This is a genomic window from Methylobacterium sp. M6A4_1b (assembly GCF_053345175.1).
This window is the reverse complement of sequence record NZ_JBKEZQ010000002.1, coordinates 20,770-36,950: the sequence shown is the minus strand read 5'-3', so window position 1 is coordinate 36,950 and position 16,181 is coordinate 20,770. Positions and strand designations below refer to the sequence as shown.

Here is a 16,181-nt window from a genome sequence, read left to right as displayed (position 1 = left end):
GCCCGCGGCGCTTGGTGACGACGGTCTTGCAACGAGGGCCTCGGATCACTCTGCGCTCGACGATGCGGATCTGCTCGACCCCGCTGGCGGGTGCAATCCCGGCCGGGACGGGCAGGGCGGAGGCCGTGGTGGCTCCGAACCCGGCGAGGGCGAGGGTGGCGATCCCGAAGATGGTGGCTCTATGGCTGAGGCTCCTGCTCGTTGCTGGGGGCGCTCGGTGTCGTCGCTGGGCGGTGAACGGACGGTTAACGCACGTGGGCTCCGCATCCCCAGCTCGATGCCGATCGCGGGAGGACTCTGCGGGCCGATCCGTTGCACCGGATCGAGGCCTCGTCTAACTCCGGTTCCATGACGACAGAACACGACAAGATCCTCATCGTGGATTTCGGCAGCCAGGTGACGCAGCTCATCGCGCGCCGCGTGCGCGAGGAGGGGGTCTATTGCGAGATCGTTCCCTTCACCAAGGCCGCCGAAGCCTTTGCCGAGACGAAGCCCAAGGGCGTGATCCTATCCGGTGGTCCCGAATCGGTGACCACCGAGGCCTCGCCCCGGACGCCCCAGATCGTGTTCGATTCCGGCGTTCCAGTCTTCGGGATCTGCTACGGCCAGCAGACCATGGCGGCCCAACTCGGCGGTGAGGTCGAGGGTGGACACCACGCAGAGTTCGGCCGGGCGGAAATCGAGATCCTGTCGGAGTGTCCCCTGTTCAAGGGCGTCTGGCACGTGGGCGAGCACTATCCTGTCTGGATGAGCCATGGTGACCGCGTCACCAAGCTGCCGGACGGCTTCACCACCGTTGCCATGTCGAAGAACGCCCCCTTCGCGGCGGTGGCCGACGAGGCACGCAGTTACTACGCCGTACAGTTCCACCCCGAGGTGGCACACACGCCGCACGGCGCCCTTCTGATCCGGAACTTCGTGCGCGACATCGCCGGCTGCTCCGGCGACTGGACCATGGGCGCCTACCGGGAAGAGGCGATCGAGAAGATCCGCACGCAGGTCGGTCGGGAGCGGGTGATCTGCGGCCTCTCCGGCGGGGTCGATTCCGCCGTGGCGGCGGTGCTCATCCACGAGGCGATCGGCGAGCAGCTCACCTGCGTCTTCGTCGATCACGGCCTCTTGCGAATGGGAGAGGCCGAGGAGGTCGTGCGCCTGTTCCGCGACCATTACAACATCCCCCTCGTCCACGTGGAGGCCCAGGATCTGTTCCTGGGCGAGCTGACCGGCGTCAGTGACCCGGAACAGAAGCGCAAGACGATCGGACGCCTGTTCATCGACGTGTTCGAGGCCGAATCGAAGAAGATCGGCGGTGCCGCCTTCCTCGCCCAGGGCACACTCTACCCGGACGTGATCGAAAGCGTGTCGTTCACCGGAGGCCCCTCCGTCACCATCAAGTCCCACCACAATGTCGGTGGGCTACCCGAACGCATGAACATGCAGCTCGTCGAGCCCCTGCGCGAACTATTCAAGGACGAGGTCCGGGTACTGGGAAAGGAGCTGGGTCTGCCTGAAGCCTTCGTCGGGCGTCACCCCTTCCCGGGCCCGGGTCTCGCGATCCGCTGCCCCGGCACGATCACCCCCGAAAAGCTCGAAGCCCTGCGCAAGGCGGATGCGATCTACCTCGACGAGATCCGCAAGGCCGGTCTGTACGACACCATCTGGCAGGCCTTCGCAGTCATCCTCCCCGTGAAGACCGTTGGCGTGATGGGTGACGGTCGCACCTACGATCACGTCTGCGCCCTGCGCGCCGTGACCTCGGTCGACGGCATGACCGCCGATTTCTTCCCCTTCGACATGACCTTCCTGGCCCGCGTCGCCACGCGGATCATCAACGAGGTCAAGGGGATCAATCGGGTGACCTACGACATCACGTCGAAACCGCCCGGAACGATCGAGTGGGAGTGAGCTTGAACCAGCTCCATTGAAGCTGAACAATTCTTCTGAAGGTAACATTGCCATTGGCAAAATAAAGCGCATTTGGGCTCGATGACCCTTGCGGCCCAGCGTTTGGCATGTAGTATACCAACAGTCCCTCCCAGGGATTCATGTGACGCAACTTTAACCCCGCAGACCTTAGGGTCCGCGGGGTTTTGTCGTCCCGGTATCCCGCGGCGCTGGAGGTCCGGGGTTAGGTTGTGTTGCGGAAATCGTCTCGCGCGACGGAACGACCGGCTCCGAGCGGCAAGGAAGCCACACCGTTCGCGCGCTGCGCTGGGCGACCAAAACGTGAATCGGCCGCGCTTGTATCCGAGGCGACGGCCCTCTACAGACCGACGCGCCATCCGGTCGGGTCGGATGAGTGCACAAATGCGAAGACGCGCGAGATTAATCAGATGACTGACCCTCAGGGTTCGTTCGCTCCACTCGCCGGCCTGAAGCATCGCACACAGATCTCGATTCTGTTAGTCGCCTCAATTCTTTGCGCTGCTGGATTTCTCTGGCTTCCGGGCACGTTTGCGGGTGCTTCGACATCCCCGACGCCGGCGGCCGTCTCGGTCGCGCCGTCGAGCGCGAGCGACTTCGTCCTCAGCGCCGACCAGCTCGCGGCCATAGACACAGCGACGGTTGAGCAGCGCCTCTTCTACGAGGAAATCACAACCGAAGGTAAGATCGGCGTCGACGAGTATCAGGCGACCCCGGTGTTTTCGCCTTATCCAGGCCGTGTCATCGCGATCTTCGCGCGCACCGGCGAACAGGTGCAGAAGGGCGAGCGGCTGTTCTCGATCCAGGCCAACGAGATGGTTCAGGCTCAGAACGACTATCTTGCGGCCCTCAATGTCCTGGCCAAGACACGCTCGCAGCTCGGATACGCCCAGGCGGCAGAGAAGCGACTGCACGACCTCTACGATTCGCGGGTCACCACTCTGCGTGAGCTCCAATCCGCGCAGAACGACCTGAACACGGCCACCAACGATGCCCGGACGGCAGAGGTCGGCCTCGAGGCGGTGCGCAACCGCCTGCGCATCCTCGGACTGCGCGATGACGAGGTCGCGAATCTGCAAAAGGGTTCGATCAACCCGGAGACGGCGATCAATGCGCCCCTGAAGGGAACCATCATTCAGCGCAAGATCGGACCGGGCCAGTATGTCGGCACCGGTGGCAGCGACCCCTCCTACATCATCGGCGACCTGTCCAAGGTCTGGCTCATCGCGCAGTTGCGCGAACCGGATGCGGCCAAGGTCGATCTCGGCGACCGCCTCAAGTTTCGTGTCCTGGCCTATCCCGACAGGACCTTCGAGGGGCGGATCAATTTCATCGGCTCATCGGTCGACCCCGCGACCCGCCGGATCACAGTCCGGGCGGACATCGACAACAGCCAGAACCTGCTAAAGCCCGAGATGTACGCCACCGTGCGCGTCATCAACGAGCGGGAGACCTTGTCGCAGTCGGTTCCGCGCGCGGCCGTGGTCCTCGAGGGCAGCAAGGCGAGCGTTTGGGTGCTCAGGCCCGACAATTCCGTCGAGAACCGCCGGGTCAAGCCCGGCATCATCGACGGAGCGAAGATCGAGATCCTCGAAGGTCTGACAACGGGCGAGCGCGTGATCTCGCGTGGCTCCCTGTTCATCGACCGGATGGTGACCCGGGGCTGATCCGTCGGCCCTCGGCAGCAGGAAACCCACGCATGACCGGCCTCGTCCATCTCGCGCTGCGCCAGCGTGCCCTGGTGGTGCTCGCGTTCGTCCTGTTGCTGGCCTGCGGGCTCGTGGCCTTCCGAACCCTGAACATCGAGGCCTATCCGGATCCGACCCCGCCGATGATCGACGTGATCACGCAGGCGCCGGGCCTTTCGGGCGAAGAAATCGAGCGCTACGTCACAGTGCCCATCGAGGTGATCACCTCGGGCCTCCCGAATCTGAAGCAGGTCCGTTCGGTCTCGCTCTACGGCCTGTCCGACGTGAAGCTGCAGTTCGGTTTCGAATTGAGCTACCGCGAGGCCGAGCAGCAGGTTCTCAACCGGCTTGCCCAACTCGATGCCCTGCCGAACGGCGCCAAGCCCACGATCTCTCCGGTGAGCCCGATCGGCGAGATCTTCCGCTACAAGCTTACGGCTCCAGCGGGCTACAGCGTTCTCGACCTGAAGTCCCTTCAGGACTGGGTCCTGCGCCGCCGCTTCCGCGCCGTGCCCGGCGTCATCGACGTGATCGGCTGGGGCGGCAAGACCAAGACCTTCGACATCGCGGTAGACCTCGACCGGCTCACTGCCTACGGCCTGACCCTATCGGGCGTGGTGAAGACCCTGAACGACAGCAACCTCAACGTCGGCGGCAACCGGATCAACCTCGGGACGCAGTCGGCGGTGGTGCGTGGCGTCGGCCTGATTCGCTCGACGGACGACATCGGCGAGACCGTGCTGACCCAGTCGGGCGGCGCGCCGGTGCTGGTCAAGGACGTCGCCACCGTCACCATCGGGCATCAGCCGCGCCTCGGCATCGCCGGCATGAACGACGACGACGACATCGTCCAGGGCATCGTGCTGATGCGACGTGGCGAGGAAAGCACGCCAACCATCGAGGCCGTCCAGGCGGAGGTCGGACGCATCGAGGCCATGGGCTTGCTGCCGCCCGGCGTGAAGATCGAGCGTATCTACGACCGAGCCGATCTCATCGCCGTTACCACGCACACCGTGCTGCACAACATGCTGGTCGGCATCGTTCTGATCCTGATCGTCCAGTGGCTGTTCCTCGGCAACTTGCGTAGCGCCCTCATCGTGGTGGCGACGATCCCATTTGCGCTGTTCTTTGCCGTGATCATTCTGGTGGTGCGAGGCGAGTCGGCGAACCTGCTCTCCGTCGGCGCCCTGGATTTCGGGCTGATCGTCGACGGCACGGTGATCATGGTCGAGGCGATCTTCCGGCGGCTCTCCGGTCACGGCGCCCCGACCAGGGAGGTCGTCCGCCCGGGCCTCGCCGGCAAGCTCCTGCGCATCCGTCAGGCTTCAGGCGATGTCAGTCGCTCGATCGTCTTCGCGGCGATCATCATCGTGACCGGCTTCCTGCCGCTCTTTACCCTCACGGGAGTGGAAGGCCACATCTTCGGGCCGATGGCACAGACCTACGCCTATGCGCTGCTCGGTGGTCTCATCGCCACGTTCACGGTGACGCCGGTCCTCTCCGCCTACCTGCTGCCGGCCCATGTCGAGGAGGTCGAGACGATCCTCGTGCGGACCCTCGACCGGTTCTACCGGCCTGCCATCCGCGCCGCCCTCGGCAACCGCATCCTCACGATCGGCCTCGCGTTGCTGCTCACCGCCGGTGTCGGCGTCGCGGGACGTCAACTCGGCCTCGAGTTCCTGCCCAAGCTCGAGGAGGGCAATCTCTGGCTTCGCGCCACCATGCCGGCCACGATCTCGCTGGAGGAGGGCAACCTTTACGTCAACCGCATCCGCCGCATCATCGCCGCAGTGCCGGAGGTCGAGAGCGTGGTCTCCCAGCACGGCCGGCCGGATGACGGGACAGACGCAGCTGGCTTCTTCAACGGGGAGTTCTTCGCGCCCCTCAAGCCGGCGGAGAAGTGGCGCCCTGGCATGACCAAGGACCGTATGATCGGTGATCTCCTGGACCGGTTGCGTACCGACTTCCCCGGCGTCGAGTTCAACGTCTCGCAATACCTCCAGGATAACGTCGCCGAAGCGGTCTCGGGTATCAAGGGCGAGAACTCTTTCAAGGTGTTCGGGCCCGACCTCGAGACCTTGACGGAGGTTGCCAACCGGGTCGAAGCGGTGCTGCGCAAAGTCTCCGGTGTCACGGATCTCGGCGTATTCACGTCGCTCGGCCAGCCGACGGTTCAGATCGACGTCGATCGCATCCGCGCGGCGCGCTACGGCCTCACCCCCGGCGATATCAATGCCACGGTGCGTACCGCCATCGGCGGCGACAGCGCCGGAGACCTCTACGACAGCGGCTCGGACCGGCACTATCCGATCGTGATCCGCCTCGCCGAGCAATTCCGCCAGAGTGTGGCCTCGATCCGCAACCTGCGCATTTCGGGGCAGGGGCCCAACGGCACGCTGATGCAGGTGCCCTTGAGCGAAGTCGCGCAAGTCGCGCTCGTTTCAGGCCCGGCCTACATCTACCGCGAAGGTCAGGAACGTTACCTGCCGGTCAAGTTCAGCGTGCGCGACCGCGATCTCGGCAGCGCGATCCTGGAGGCGCGCGAGCGGGTGAACACCGAGGTGACCCTGCCGCGCGGCTACCGCCTCGAACTGGTAGGAGAGTTCAACAACATGCAGGGCGCCCTGGCGCGCCTGTCGGTCACGGTGCCGATCGCCATCGGTCTCATCGCGATCCTGCTCTTCATGAACTTCGGCTCGGTGATCGACATGCTGTTGGCGCTCAGCGTCATCCCGATGGCGGCAGCCGGCGGCGTCCTCGCGCTGGTGATCACCGACACGCCATTCAGTGTATCCGCCGCCATCGGCTTCATCGCATTGCTCGGTATCGCCGTGATGGATGGCATCATCGTGCTCTCGCACTTCAATGGCCTCATCGTCGAAGGCGAGGAACGGGTGCGGGCGATGCTGCGGACCTGCCAGACGCAACTTCGTCCGGTGGTGATGACCTGTGTGGTCGCCGGCGTGGGCCTCCTGCCGGCCGCCTTCTCGAACGGCGTAGGTTCGCAGGTTCAGAAGCCGCTGGCGCTGGTCGTCGTCGGCGGCATGAGCCTCGCGCCGCTCCTCATCCTGCTGATCCTGCCGGTGCTCATCCTGACGCTGTCACGGCGGACGCCCGGATTGGCCGAGGAGGAGGACGGGGAGGTGCCGGCGAACGCGACTGCACAGCCGGCTTCGGTCACCGCCTGAACTCGATCCGGGACCGCGAGCAGCCGTGAAGCCGCGGACCGGACTCACGCGAATGATCAGGGGGAACTCAGTGGTGCAGCGGAGGGAGACCGATGGCTCGCGCTTCAAGCAACCACCCGGTCGGCTCACGAACAGGGCACGATGGCTAAGTCGCTCAGGCGGTTCGGTGGATTTGGCTGCCGCGACGTTCTCTCGGAGGATCCCACGACCCGCTCGAAAGCGGGTCGGCCATGAGGACGGCGCAGCAAGCACTCAGTTGTTGATGGTGAGCGCGGCCTTCGTCACCGGCATCTCCGGCGGGGTCGCGTCCGCGATCTGGCCCGTGGTCGGATGCGGAGTTCCAGCACTCATCCAGTTGGCGCCGATCTGAACGGACAACAGGAGCAGGAGCGCTGCCACCAGAACGTTCGCAGCTCGCTGGAAAGGACGAACGGACAACCGAACGGCCGCTTCCAGTCGATCGGCATCCGTCGTCACGGAGTTCGTCCGGTCCGAGATCGGGAGAAGCCACGGCTCACTCGGAAGGGCCTGAAGCCCTCCCATTTCGTGAGCGCCCGGCAGGTTCTGGAACAGTCCGCTGGACATATCCGAACTCCTGGTTGGTGAGTGGCAGCCGAGTGTGGAAGGCTGATCGTTAATGTTCAGTTAATCTGACTTTTTGTTCATTTCAAGTTCAGGGTCGGAATGCGCGTTTCGTTGGCCGTCGGCTTTGTGTCCGATGGCACTCTCAAGGTATCTTTCGGGCGGTCGTTTCTGCTCCGCGCGATGCCGACAGGCTCACGATATGGATCGCGGTCGATCCGGCATCGCCGATCCGGCATCGGCTCGACGGAGCCTCGGCCGGCCCGTTTTCCCGACGTCAGCTTCGCAGTCCAGGCGCTTCCTGGCCCGTGCGGGCGACGTATTCGGTGTAGCCGCCGCCATACTGATGGATCCCGTCCGGAGTGAGTTCGAGGACGCGGTTCGACAGGGCGGCGAGGAAGTGCCGATCGTGGCTCACGAACAGCATCGTACCTTCGTAGTTCGCCAAGGCGGCGATCAGCATCTCCTTCGTGCCCATGTCGAGATGGTTGGTGGGCTCGTCGAGGACGAGGAAGTTCGGCGGGTCGTAGAGCATCCGAGCCATGACGAGGCGGGCCTTCTCGCCACCCGAGAGCACCCGGCAGCGCTTCTCCACATCGTCGCCCGAGAAGCCGAAGCAGCCCGCCAAAGCCCGGAGTGAGCCTTGGCCGGCTTGCGGGAAGGAATCCTCGAGGAAACCGAACACCGTGCGATCACCGTCCAGCACATCCATGGCATGCTGGGCGAAGTAGCCGAGCTTCACGCTCCCGCCGACAGCGACGCTGCCGTCGTCGGGCTCCGCCGTGCCGGTCACGAGCTTCAGGAGCGTCGACTTGCCGGCCCCGTTGATGCCCATCACGCACCAGCGCTCGCGCCGCCGGATCGAAAAATCGAGGCCCTTGTAGATCGTGCGGCTGCCGTAGCGCTTGTGCACGTTCTTCAGCATCACGACGTCGTCGCCGGAGCGGGGGGCGGGCAGGAACTCGAAGGCGACGCTCTGGCGGCGCTTGGGGGGCTCCACCCGCTCGATCTTGTCGAGTTTCTTCACCCGGCTCTGTACCTGTGCGGCGTGGGAGGCGCGCGCCTTGAAGCGCTCGATGAACTTGATCTCCTTGGCCAGCATCGCCTGCTGGCGCTCGAACTGCGCCTGCTGCTGAGTCTCGTTCAGTGCCCGCTGCTGCTCGTAGAAGGCGTAGTCGCCCGAATAGGTGGTGAGTTGCCCGCCATCGATCTCGACGATCTTGGTGACGATGCGGTTCATGAACTCGCGGTCGTGCGAGGTCATCAGGAGGGCGCCTTCGTAACCCTTGAGGAAGGCTTCGAGCCAGATCAGGCTCTCCAGGTCCAGGTGGTTGCTCGGTTCGTCGAGGAGCATGACGTCCGGATTCATCAGGAGGATGCGGGCGAGCGCCACGCGCATCTTCCAGCCGCCCGAGAGTTTGCCGACGTCGCCGTCCATCATCTCCTGGGAGAAGCTGAGGCCCGCCAGCACCTCGTAGGCACGGCCTTCCAGAGCGTAGCCGTCGAGTTCCTCGAAACGGGCCTGGACCTCACCGTAGCGCTCGATCAGCGCCTCCATTTCGTCGGCCCGTTCGGGATCGGCCAGGGCCTGCTCGACCTCTTTCAGCTCGGCCCCGATCTCGCTGACCGGGCCGGCGCCGTTCATCACCTCGGAGACAACGGTGCGGCCGGACATCTCGCCGACATCCTGGCTGAAATACCCGATGGTGATGCCCCGATCGGCGGCGACCTGGCCCTCGTCGGGTTGCTCCTCGCCGGTGATCATCCGGAACAGCGTGGTCTTGCCGGCACCGTTGGGCCCCACGAGGCCGACCTTCTCGCCCCGCTGCAGCGCGGCGGAGGCCTCGATGAAGACGATCTGGCGACCGTTCTGCTTGCCGATTTTTTCGAGGCGGATCATGGTTTCACGGAGGTTCGGGCAGGTTCAGCGGCCTTACGGCATGCGGACGCCGAGGGGTAGTGCAGCCCGGCACCGAACCCGCGCCTTCTCCCGGATCGGCGCCGATGGTCCTCGAGGCGAAGACGGGCTAGGCTGGTTTTTTCCCTGTCAGAACGGTCCCTTCGCGCCTCCGATGGTCCACACCGGCTACAATCCTGCACTCGTCGCCCTGTCCGTCACGATCGCGACCTTCGCCTCCTTCACCGCCCTCGATCTCGGGGGACGCGGCCGGGTCTCGGCGGGCGGGCGTCGCTGGGCTTGGATCGCTGCTGCCGCCTGCGCGATGGGCGGCGGCATCTGGTCGATGCACTTCGTCGGAATGCTGGCTTTCGAGATGAGCATGCCGATCGCCTACGATCTCGGCACCACGGCCCTGTCCCTGATGCTGGCCGTCGTCTGCACCGGAGCGGCCTTTGGCTGGATCAGCCGCCGGGGAGCGACGCGTCGCGACTTGTTCGTCGCCGGGCTGGCCATGGGCCTCGGGGTGGCTGCCATGCACTACACCGGCATGGCGGCGATGCGCATGCCGGGCCACCTCAGCTATGCTTGGCCGCTGGTCGGACTCTCGGTCGTCATCGCGGTCACGGCAGCGACTGCGGCACTCTGGCTGACCCTGCGTCAGAACAGCGTGTGGCAGACACTCATCGCTGCCAGCGTGATGGGGCTTGCGGTGGCGGGCATGCACTATACGGGCATGGCCGCAGCGACCTTCACCGCCGAGGGCGCTATCGGTCACGCGACCGACCTCGGCACCGCGCAGCAGAACCTCGCCTTGGCCGTAGCCGGCGCAACCTTCCTGATTCTTTTCCTGGCAATGCTCGCGTCCTCCTTCGACCAGCAGCGGGTCCAGAGCGAGCTGCAGGCCAGCGAGGCGCGCTTCCGCGCCGCCGTGCAGGCGGTGCGCGGCGTTCTCTGGACCAACGATGCGGAGGGCCGGATGCTTGGCGAGCAGCCCGGCTGGAGCGCCATCACCGGCCAGACCCGGACTGAATACGAGGGCTATGGCTGGGCAAATGCGGTCCATCCCGACGACCAGCAGGCCAGTATCGAGGAGTGGAACGAGACCGTCCGGGCGCGCCGGACCTTCATACACGAGCATCGGGTGCGCTCCGTTGACGGCGCCTGGCGGCACTATGCCATCCGGGCCGTGCCGGTCCTGAATGCCGATGGGTCGATTCGGGAGTGGGTCGGGGTTCACACCGATATCACCGAGCAGCGCCAAGCCGAGGCGGAACTCCGCGAATCCAACGAAGAGATTCAGCGCTACGCCTACATCGTCAGCCACGATCTGCGCGCGCCCCTCGTCAACGTGATGGGGTTCACGAGCGAGCTGGAGACGACACGGGAAGATGTACGCGCCGCCCTGCAGGGGAATCCGCAGGCGGAGCGGATCGACGCGGATCTCGGGGAGGCTCTCGGCTTCATAAAGGCTGCGGTGACGCGCATGGAGCGTCTGATCGCCGCCATCCTGAAGCTGTCGCGGGAGGGCCGGCGCAGCTTCACGCCGGAACGTCTCGACATGTCGGGTCTCCTGCGCCGACTCGCCGATGCGCAGCAGCACCAGATCGAGCAGGTAAATGCCCGCGTCGTGATCGCACCGGACCTACCTCGTCTCGTTGCCGACCGGCTGGCGATCGAGCAGGTCTTCGGCAATCTCATCGACAATGCGGTGAAGTATCTCGATCCGGCGCGGCCGGGGCGGATCGAGATCCAGGCGCAGACGCTGGGTGGCGGTCGCATCCGCTACACCGTTGCAGACAATGGCCGCGGCATCGCCGAACGCGATCATGCGCGGGTCTTCGAGTTGTTCCGGCGCTCCGGCGCTCAGGACAAGCCCGGTGAGGGCATCGGGCTCGCCCACGTGAAGGCGCTGGTGCGCTCACTCGGGGGTCGGATCGAGGTCGCGTCGGAACTGGGGGTCGGTACAACCTTCAGCGTGACGCTGCCGCGCGAGACCGCTACAGGTCGGGGACAGGATGGGCCGCCGATGCGGCTCGCTGCGGAATAGATGCGGAGCGAAGCGTGAACGCCGTCGAAATCGTCATGATCGAAGACGACGAGGGCCATGCGCGCCTGATCGAGCGCAACATCCGCCGTGCCGGCGTGAACAACACGATCCTGCCCTTCCGGGACGGGACGACGGCGCTCGAGTACCTTCTCGGTGCCGATGGAACCGGCGAGGCGAGCGCCAAGCGTCACATGTTGATCCTCCTCGACCTGAACCTGCCGGACATGACGGGCATCGACATCCTCGAGAAGGTGAAGGCGAACACTCATACCAAGCGCTCGCCCGTCGTCGTCCTCACCACCACGGATGACCAGCGCGAGATTCAACGCTGCTACGATCTCGGCGCCAACGTCTACATCACCAAGCCCGTGAACTACGAGGGCTTCGCCAACGCCATCCGGCAGCTCGGGCTGTTCTTCTCGGTCATGCAGGTGCCGGAAAACCCATGACGTCCGCACGTTCATGACCGAGCCAGCCCCTCCAGGCCGCGGTCGCGTCCTCTACATCGACGACGACCCCGGTCTGGGGCGACTCGTCCAGCGCGCCCTCGCGGCGCGAGGCTACGCCGTGGAGATCGCCGTCGACGGCGATGCCGGCCTCGTGCGTCTCGCACAGGGTGGCATCGACGTCGTCGCGCTCGATCATCACATGCCGGGTCAGACCGGCCTCGACATCCTGCCGACGATCCGGGCGCTGCCGGAAGCGCCGCCGGTGGTCTACGTCACCGGGTCGGAGGACAGCCGCGTCGCTGTGGCGGCCCTGAAGGCGGGCGCCGTCGACTACGTCTGGAAGGATCTCCAGGGCCAGTTCCGCGAACTCCTGGGCGAGGCCATCGACACGGCGCTCCGGCAAGAAGCGCTCCGGCGCGACAAGGAGCGGGCCGAGCAGGCGGTACGGGAGGCGCGCGACCGGGCCGAGATCATGCTGCGGGAGGTCAACCACCGCGTCGCCAACTCGCTGGCGCTGGTGGCGGCGCTGACCCACATGCAGACCAACGCGGTCACGGATCCGGCCGCGAAGGCCGCGCTCCGGGAGATGCAGGCCCGGATCTCGGCGATCGCGGGCATCCACCGCCGGCTCTACACCTCCGACGACGTCGAGGCGGTGGACCTCGACGCCTATCTGGCGAGCCTCGTGGAGGAGCTTCAGGCGGCTATGAAGGCGGCCGGTCGCGACCACGCCATTCGCCTCGACGCGGCGCCGGTGCGGCTGGCCACCGACAAGGCGGTCTCGATCGGCGTCGTCGTCACCGAGCTGGTGACCAACGCCTACAAGTATGCCTATCCACCTGAAGTTCCGGGCGAAATCCGGGTCTCCGTCGCGCGCGAGGGCGCCGATGGACTGACCCTGACGGTCGAGGATGACGGCATCGGCTGGACCGGCGAGGGCCAGCCGCGGGGCACCGGCCTCGGCTCGCGCATCATCCGGGCGATGGCGACGAACCTGCGCTCGGCCCTGGTCTATGGCGGCGGCCCGATCGGAACCCGCGCCACCCTCTCGTTCCAGGGCTGAGGATTCCTCAGACCAGGGCGCCGGCATTCATGATCCCGTCGGGATCGAGGCCGCGCTTGACGGCCGCGATCAGGCGCAGGCGGGCGGGATCGGAATAGCGCTCCAGGAGGTCGCGCTTGAAGCGGCCGATGCCGTATTCCGCGCTGTATCCACCGCCGTATTCCAGCGCGATCGCGTAGAGGTCGTGGGCGAAACCCGCCTCGATCTCGCGGGTGAAGGCGAGCCGGTCGCGGCCCGCCGGCACGACGAGATTGTAGTGCAGGTTGCCGTCGCCGACATGGCCGTAGACCGACAGGCGGACGTCCGGCAGGCGCTCGGCGAGCAGGGCGGCGCCGCGCGCCAGGAAATCGGTCAGGCGGGAGATCGGCACGGCGATATCGTGCTTGACCGATCCGCCGGCATGCTTCTCCCCCTCGGGAATCGTTTCGCGCACGGTCCAGAAGGCGCGGCGCTGGGTTTCGGACTGGGCCAGCACCGCGTCGACGACCCAGCCTCGTTCCATCAGGGCCTCGAGGCAGCCCATCAGCACGTCGTCGAGGGGGATGCGGTCCGAGGAGGCGGTGAGCTCGAGGAGCACGGCCCCGCCGGGTCCGGCCTTCAGCCCGGTCTCGGCGCCGCGCATCGCGGTGACGAGGCCGAGGGAGGAGGCCGAGATCAACTCGAACGTCGAGGCGAGATCGGAGGTTTCGCGGCGCACCAGGGCGGCCATTTCGGGGATCGGCGCCCCTTCGGCGAGTTCGAGCCAGGCGGTCGCCCGCTGGCCCTGGGCCGGCCAGAGCTTGAGCACCACGCCGGTGATGATGCCGAGGGTGCCCTCGGCCCCGATGAAGAGCTGCTTCAGGTCGTAGCCGATGTTGTTCTTGCGCAGGGTCCGCATGTCGGAGAACAGCGAGCCGTCCGGCAGCACCACCTCCAGGCCGAGGACGAGGTCGCGGGCCATCCCGTAGCGCAGGACCTGGAGGCCGCCCGCATTGGTGCCGAGGTTGCCGCCGAGGCGGCAGCTGCCTTCGGAGCCGAGGCTCAGCGGCAGGAACAGCCCCTCCGCCTCGGCCGCCTTCTGGGCATCGGCCAGGATGGTCCCGGCATCGCAGGCCAGGGTGAAGTTCAGGGGGTCGACCCCGCGGATGCGGGTCATCCGCTCCAGGCTGACCACGAGCTGGCGCCGGCCGGGCTCCGGCGTCGCCCCGCCAACATAGCCCGTGTTACCGCCCTGGGGCACGAGGCCGAAGCCGTGGGTCCGGGCGAGCCCGACGATGCCCTGGACCTCCGCGACGCTGCGCGGGCGCAGCACCGCGGGCGTCTCGCCCTGCATCAGGTCGCGCTGGTCCCGGGTGTAGCGCGCCGTCAGGGCCGGGTCCGTGAGGACGCCGCCGGTGCCGAGCAGCACCTCGAACGGGGCCAGGGCGTCGCGGTCCGACAGGGATTCCGGCATGGGGGCTCCTTCGGCAGGGCGCTTCGTGGCTGGCCGCGCAGGTTCGGCCTTCGCGGTCGAACCATGTCGCGCGGCCGCCCCGAAGGGAAGCCTCCGCCATCCGACGGGAGGAGACGTATCGGCCCCCGGGCCGGGCCGGCAACTCACCCGTTGCGGAAGGTATAGCTGTAGCCGTTGAGCGCCGGGGCGCCGCCGAGATGGGCGTAGAGCACCTTCGAACCCTTGGGAAAGAAGCCCTTCTGCACGAGATCGATCATGCCCTGCATCGACTTCCCCTCGTAGACGGGGTCGGTGATCATGCCCTCCAGCCGGGCCGAGAGCCGGATGGCCTCGACGGTCTCCTTCGAGGGCACGCCGTAGACCGGGTAGGCGTAGTCCTCGTTGAGCACGATGTCGTCGGCGGTGACGGCGGGGGCGCCGATGAGCTCGGCGGTGTTCCGGGCGATCTCCAGCACCTGCGCCTTGGTCTGGGCCGGGGTGCAGGAAGCGTCGATGCCGATGACGTTGCGGGCGCGCCCGTCGGCGGCGAAGCCCACCACCATGCCGGCATGGGTGGAGCCCGTGACGGTGCAGACCACGATGTAGTCGAAGTGGATGCCCATCTCGGCCTCCTGGGCGCGGACCTCCTCGGCGAAGCCGACGAAGCCGAGGCCGCCGAACTTGTGCACCGAGGCTCCGGCGGGGATCGCGTAGGGCTTGCCGCCCTTGGCCTTCACGTCTTCGAGGGCCTTCGTCCAGCTTTCGCGGATGCCGATGTCGAAGCCGTCATCCACGAGCTGCGTCTCCGCGCCCATGATGCGCGACAGCATGATGTTGCCGACGCGGTCGTAGACGGCGTCCTCGTGCGGCACCCAGGCTTCCTGGATCAGCCGGCACTTCATGCCGATCTTGGCGGCCACCGCCGCCACCATGCGGGTGTGGTTGGACTGGACGCCGCCGATGGTCACCAGGGTGTCGGCCCCGCTCGCGATGGCGTCGGGCACGATGTATTCGAGCTTGCGCAGCTTGTTGCCGCCATAGGCGAGGCCCGAATTGCAGTCCTCGCGCTTGGCGTAGATCAGCACGTCGCCGCCGAGATGCGCGGTGAGGCGCGGCAGGTGCTCGATCGGGGTCGGGCCGAAGGTGAGGGGGTAGCGCTCGAATTTCGACAGCATGGGCGGAGTCCTTCGTGGTCAGCTCCGGAAAGCTAGCAAAGAGTCGGCGAAAGGTGCTCTCGAAATCAGGCCTGTGATGTTGCAGAACCGGGCCTCAGGCCGGCGACGGTGCACGTCGATTGCGTCTTCGATCCCTCGTACGAAAGGATCTTCCATGGACGCTGCGCTGGACCGCATGGACCTGAAGATCCTGCGCCTGCTCCAGGCCGACGGACGCATGGGCAATGCCGAGATCGCCAAGCGGGTGAACACCAGCGCGGCCACCTGCCACCGGCGCATCCAGCGCCTGTTCGACGAGGGCTACGTCCGGAGCGTGCGGGCGCAGATCGCGCCGGAGAAGGTCGGGCGCGGCTCCCTGGTCATGGTCGGCGTGGTGCTCGACCGCTCGACACCGGAGAGCTTCGCCGCCTTCGAGGCCGCGGCCCGGGCCATGCCGATGGTGCTCGACTGCCACCTCGTGGCCGGCGATTTCGACTACTTCCTCAAGATCCGCGTCTCCGATATGGCGGATTTCAACCGCCTCCACAGCGCGACGCTGATCGCCCTGCCGGGGGTCCGCCAGACCCGGACCTTCTTCGTGATGAAGGAGGTGGTCGACAATGCGCCGCTCGACATCTGAGCGGGGCGGCGAGGGGGAGGCGTTCGGCGGAGGGTCGCGCCAGAAACTCACGCTCGGTACGCCGTCATCCCGGAGCCGCGCAGCGGAGCCCGGGATCGAGATCCGCAGGGGGCGCCGAACCTGACGCCGTCGGCGG

11 protein-coding genes are annotated in these 16,181 nt (G+C 66.4%); 7 read left to right on the top strand and 4 right to left on the bottom strand.

Annotated features, from left to right (window positions below; all coding sequences use genetic code 11):
- Window positions 1-348: 348 nt before the first annotated feature.
- The 3 genes from guaA (at window position 349) to ACLBWX_RS02170 (ending at window position 6,799) form a co-directional block, all read left to right on the top strand.
- A complete protein-coding gene (guaA, locus tag ACLBWX_RS02180; protein WP_447675467.1) occupies window positions 349-1,905 on the top strand; it encodes a glutamine-hydrolyzing GMP synthase in 1,557 nt (518 codons plus the stop codon).
- A 233-nt stretch (window positions 1,906-2,138) separates the two neighbouring features.
- The gene (locus ACLBWX_RS02175) at window positions 2,139-3,590 is read left to right on the top strand and encodes an efflux RND transporter periplasmic adaptor subunit (protein ID WP_447675466.1); all 1,452 of its coding nucleotides are present in this window, start codon (window positions 2,139-2,141) and stop codon (window positions 3,588-3,590) included.
- A gap of 32 nt (window positions 3,591-3,622) precedes the next feature.
- On the top strand, window positions 3,623-6,799 hold the full coding sequence (locus ACLBWX_RS02170) for an efflux RND transporter permease subunit (protein ID WP_447675465.1): 3,177 nt from the start codon (window positions 3,623-3,625) through the stop codon (window positions 6,797-6,799).
- Window positions 6,800-7,051: 252 nt separating this feature from the next.
- Here ACLBWX_RS02170 and ACLBWX_RS02165 read toward each other — a convergent pair whose 3' ends face one another.
- The gene (locus tag ACLBWX_RS02165; protein WP_447675464.1) at window positions 7,052-7,384 is read right to left on the bottom strand and encodes a hypothetical protein; all 333 of its coding nucleotides are present in this window, start codon (window positions 7,382-7,384) and stop codon (window positions 7,052-7,054) included.
- 274 nt (window positions 7,385-7,658) lie between these two features.
- Complete coding sequence (locus tag ACLBWX_RS02160) at window positions 7,659-9,281, bottom strand: ABC-F family ATP-binding cassette domain-containing protein (RefSeq protein ID WP_447675463.1); 1,623 nt, start codon at window positions 9,279-9,281, stop codon at window positions 7,659-7,661.
- Between the two features lie 172 nt (window positions 9,282-9,453).
- Here ACLBWX_RS02160 and ACLBWX_RS02155 point away from each other — a divergent pair, with 172 nt between their 5' ends.
- Genes ACLBWX_RS02155 through ACLBWX_RS02145 form a run of 3 tightly spaced genes read left to right on the top strand, consistent with a single transcriptional unit; the run spans window position 9,454 to window position 12,840 of the window.
- Window positions 9,454-11,328 (top strand): MHYT domain-containing protein, encoded by a 1,875-nt coding sequence (locus ACLBWX_RS02155; RefSeq protein WP_447675763.1) that lies wholly within the window; start codon window positions 9,454-9,456, stop codon window positions 11,326-11,328.
- 35 nt (window positions 11,329-11,363) lie between these two features.
- Complete coding sequence (locus ACLBWX_RS02150) at window positions 11,364-11,777, top strand: response regulator (protein ID WP_447675762.1); 414 nt, start codon at window positions 11,364-11,366, stop codon at window positions 11,775-11,777.
- 13 nt (window positions 11,778-11,790) lie between these two features.
- Complete coding sequence (locus ACLBWX_RS02145; protein ID WP_447675462.1) at window positions 11,791-12,840, top strand: sensor histidine kinase; 1,050 nt, start codon at window positions 11,791-11,793, stop codon at window positions 12,838-12,840.
- A gap of 7 nt (window positions 12,841-12,847) precedes the next feature.
- Here ACLBWX_RS02145 and ACLBWX_RS02140 read toward each other — a convergent pair whose 3' ends face one another.
- Both ACLBWX_RS02140 and ACLBWX_RS02135 read right to left on the bottom strand, forming a co-directional pair.
- Window positions 12,848-14,272, bottom strand: a complete 1,425-nt coding sequence (locus ACLBWX_RS02140; protein ID WP_447675461.1) for an FAD-binding oxidoreductase — start codon at window positions 14,270-14,272, stop codon at window positions 12,848-12,850.
- 143 nt (window positions 14,273-14,415) lie between these two features.
- Window positions 14,416-15,426, bottom strand: coding sequence for a 1-aminocyclopropane-1-carboxylate deaminase (locus tag ACLBWX_RS02135; RefSeq protein ID WP_447675460.1), 1,011 nt, complete (start codon window positions 15,424-15,426; stop codon window positions 14,416-14,418).
- A 154-nt stretch (window positions 15,427-15,580) separates the two neighbouring features.
- Between ACLBWX_RS02135 and ACLBWX_RS02130 the strand changes: the two genes are divergently transcribed.
- A complete protein-coding gene (locus ACLBWX_RS02130; RefSeq protein ID WP_447675459.1) occupies window positions 15,581-16,045 on the top strand; it encodes an Lrp/AsnC family transcriptional regulator in 465 nt (154 codons plus the stop codon).
- Window positions 16,046-16,181 lie beyond the last annotated feature (136 nt).

Bases quoted from the DNA above. Each gene is read 5' to 3' on its own strand.
- guaA (WP_447675467.1), top strand. From the start codon at position 349: ATGACGACAGAACACGACAAGATCCTCATCGTGGATTTCGGCAGCCAG.
- ACLBWX_RS02170 (WP_447675465.1), top strand. From the start codon at position 3,623: ATGACCGGCCTCGTCCATCTCGCGCTGCGCCAGCGTGCCCTGGTGGTG.
- ACLBWX_RS02165 (WP_447675464.1), bottom strand. From the start codon at position 7,384: ATGTCCAGCGGACTGTTCCAGAACCTGCCGGGCGCTCACGAAATGGGA.
- ACLBWX_RS02160 (WP_447675463.1), bottom strand. From the start codon at position 9,281: ATGATCCGCCTCGAAAAAATCGGCAAGCAGAACGGTCGCCAGATCGTC.
- ACLBWX_RS02155 (WP_447675763.1), top strand. From the start codon at position 9,454: ATGGTCCACACCGGCTACAATCCTGCACTCGTCGCCCTGTCCGTCACG.
- ACLBWX_RS02150 (WP_447675762.1), top strand. From the start codon at position 11,364: ATGATCGAAGACGACGAGGGCCATGCGCGCCTGATCGAGCGCAACATC.
- ACLBWX_RS02145 (WP_447675462.1), top strand. From the start codon at position 11,791: ATGACCGAGCCAGCCCCTCCAGGCCGCGGTCGCGTCCTCTACATCGAC.
- ACLBWX_RS02140 (WP_447675461.1), bottom strand. From the start codon at position 14,272: ATGCCGGAATCCCTGTCGGACCGCGACGCCCTGGCCCCGTTCGAGGTG.
- ACLBWX_RS02135 (WP_447675460.1), bottom strand. From the start codon at position 15,426: ATGCTGTCGAAATTCGAGCGCTACCCCCTCACCTTCGGCCCGACCCCG.
- ACLBWX_RS02130 (WP_447675459.1), top strand. From the start codon at position 15,581: ATGGACGCTGCGCTGGACCGCATGGACCTGAAGATCCTGCGCCTGCTC.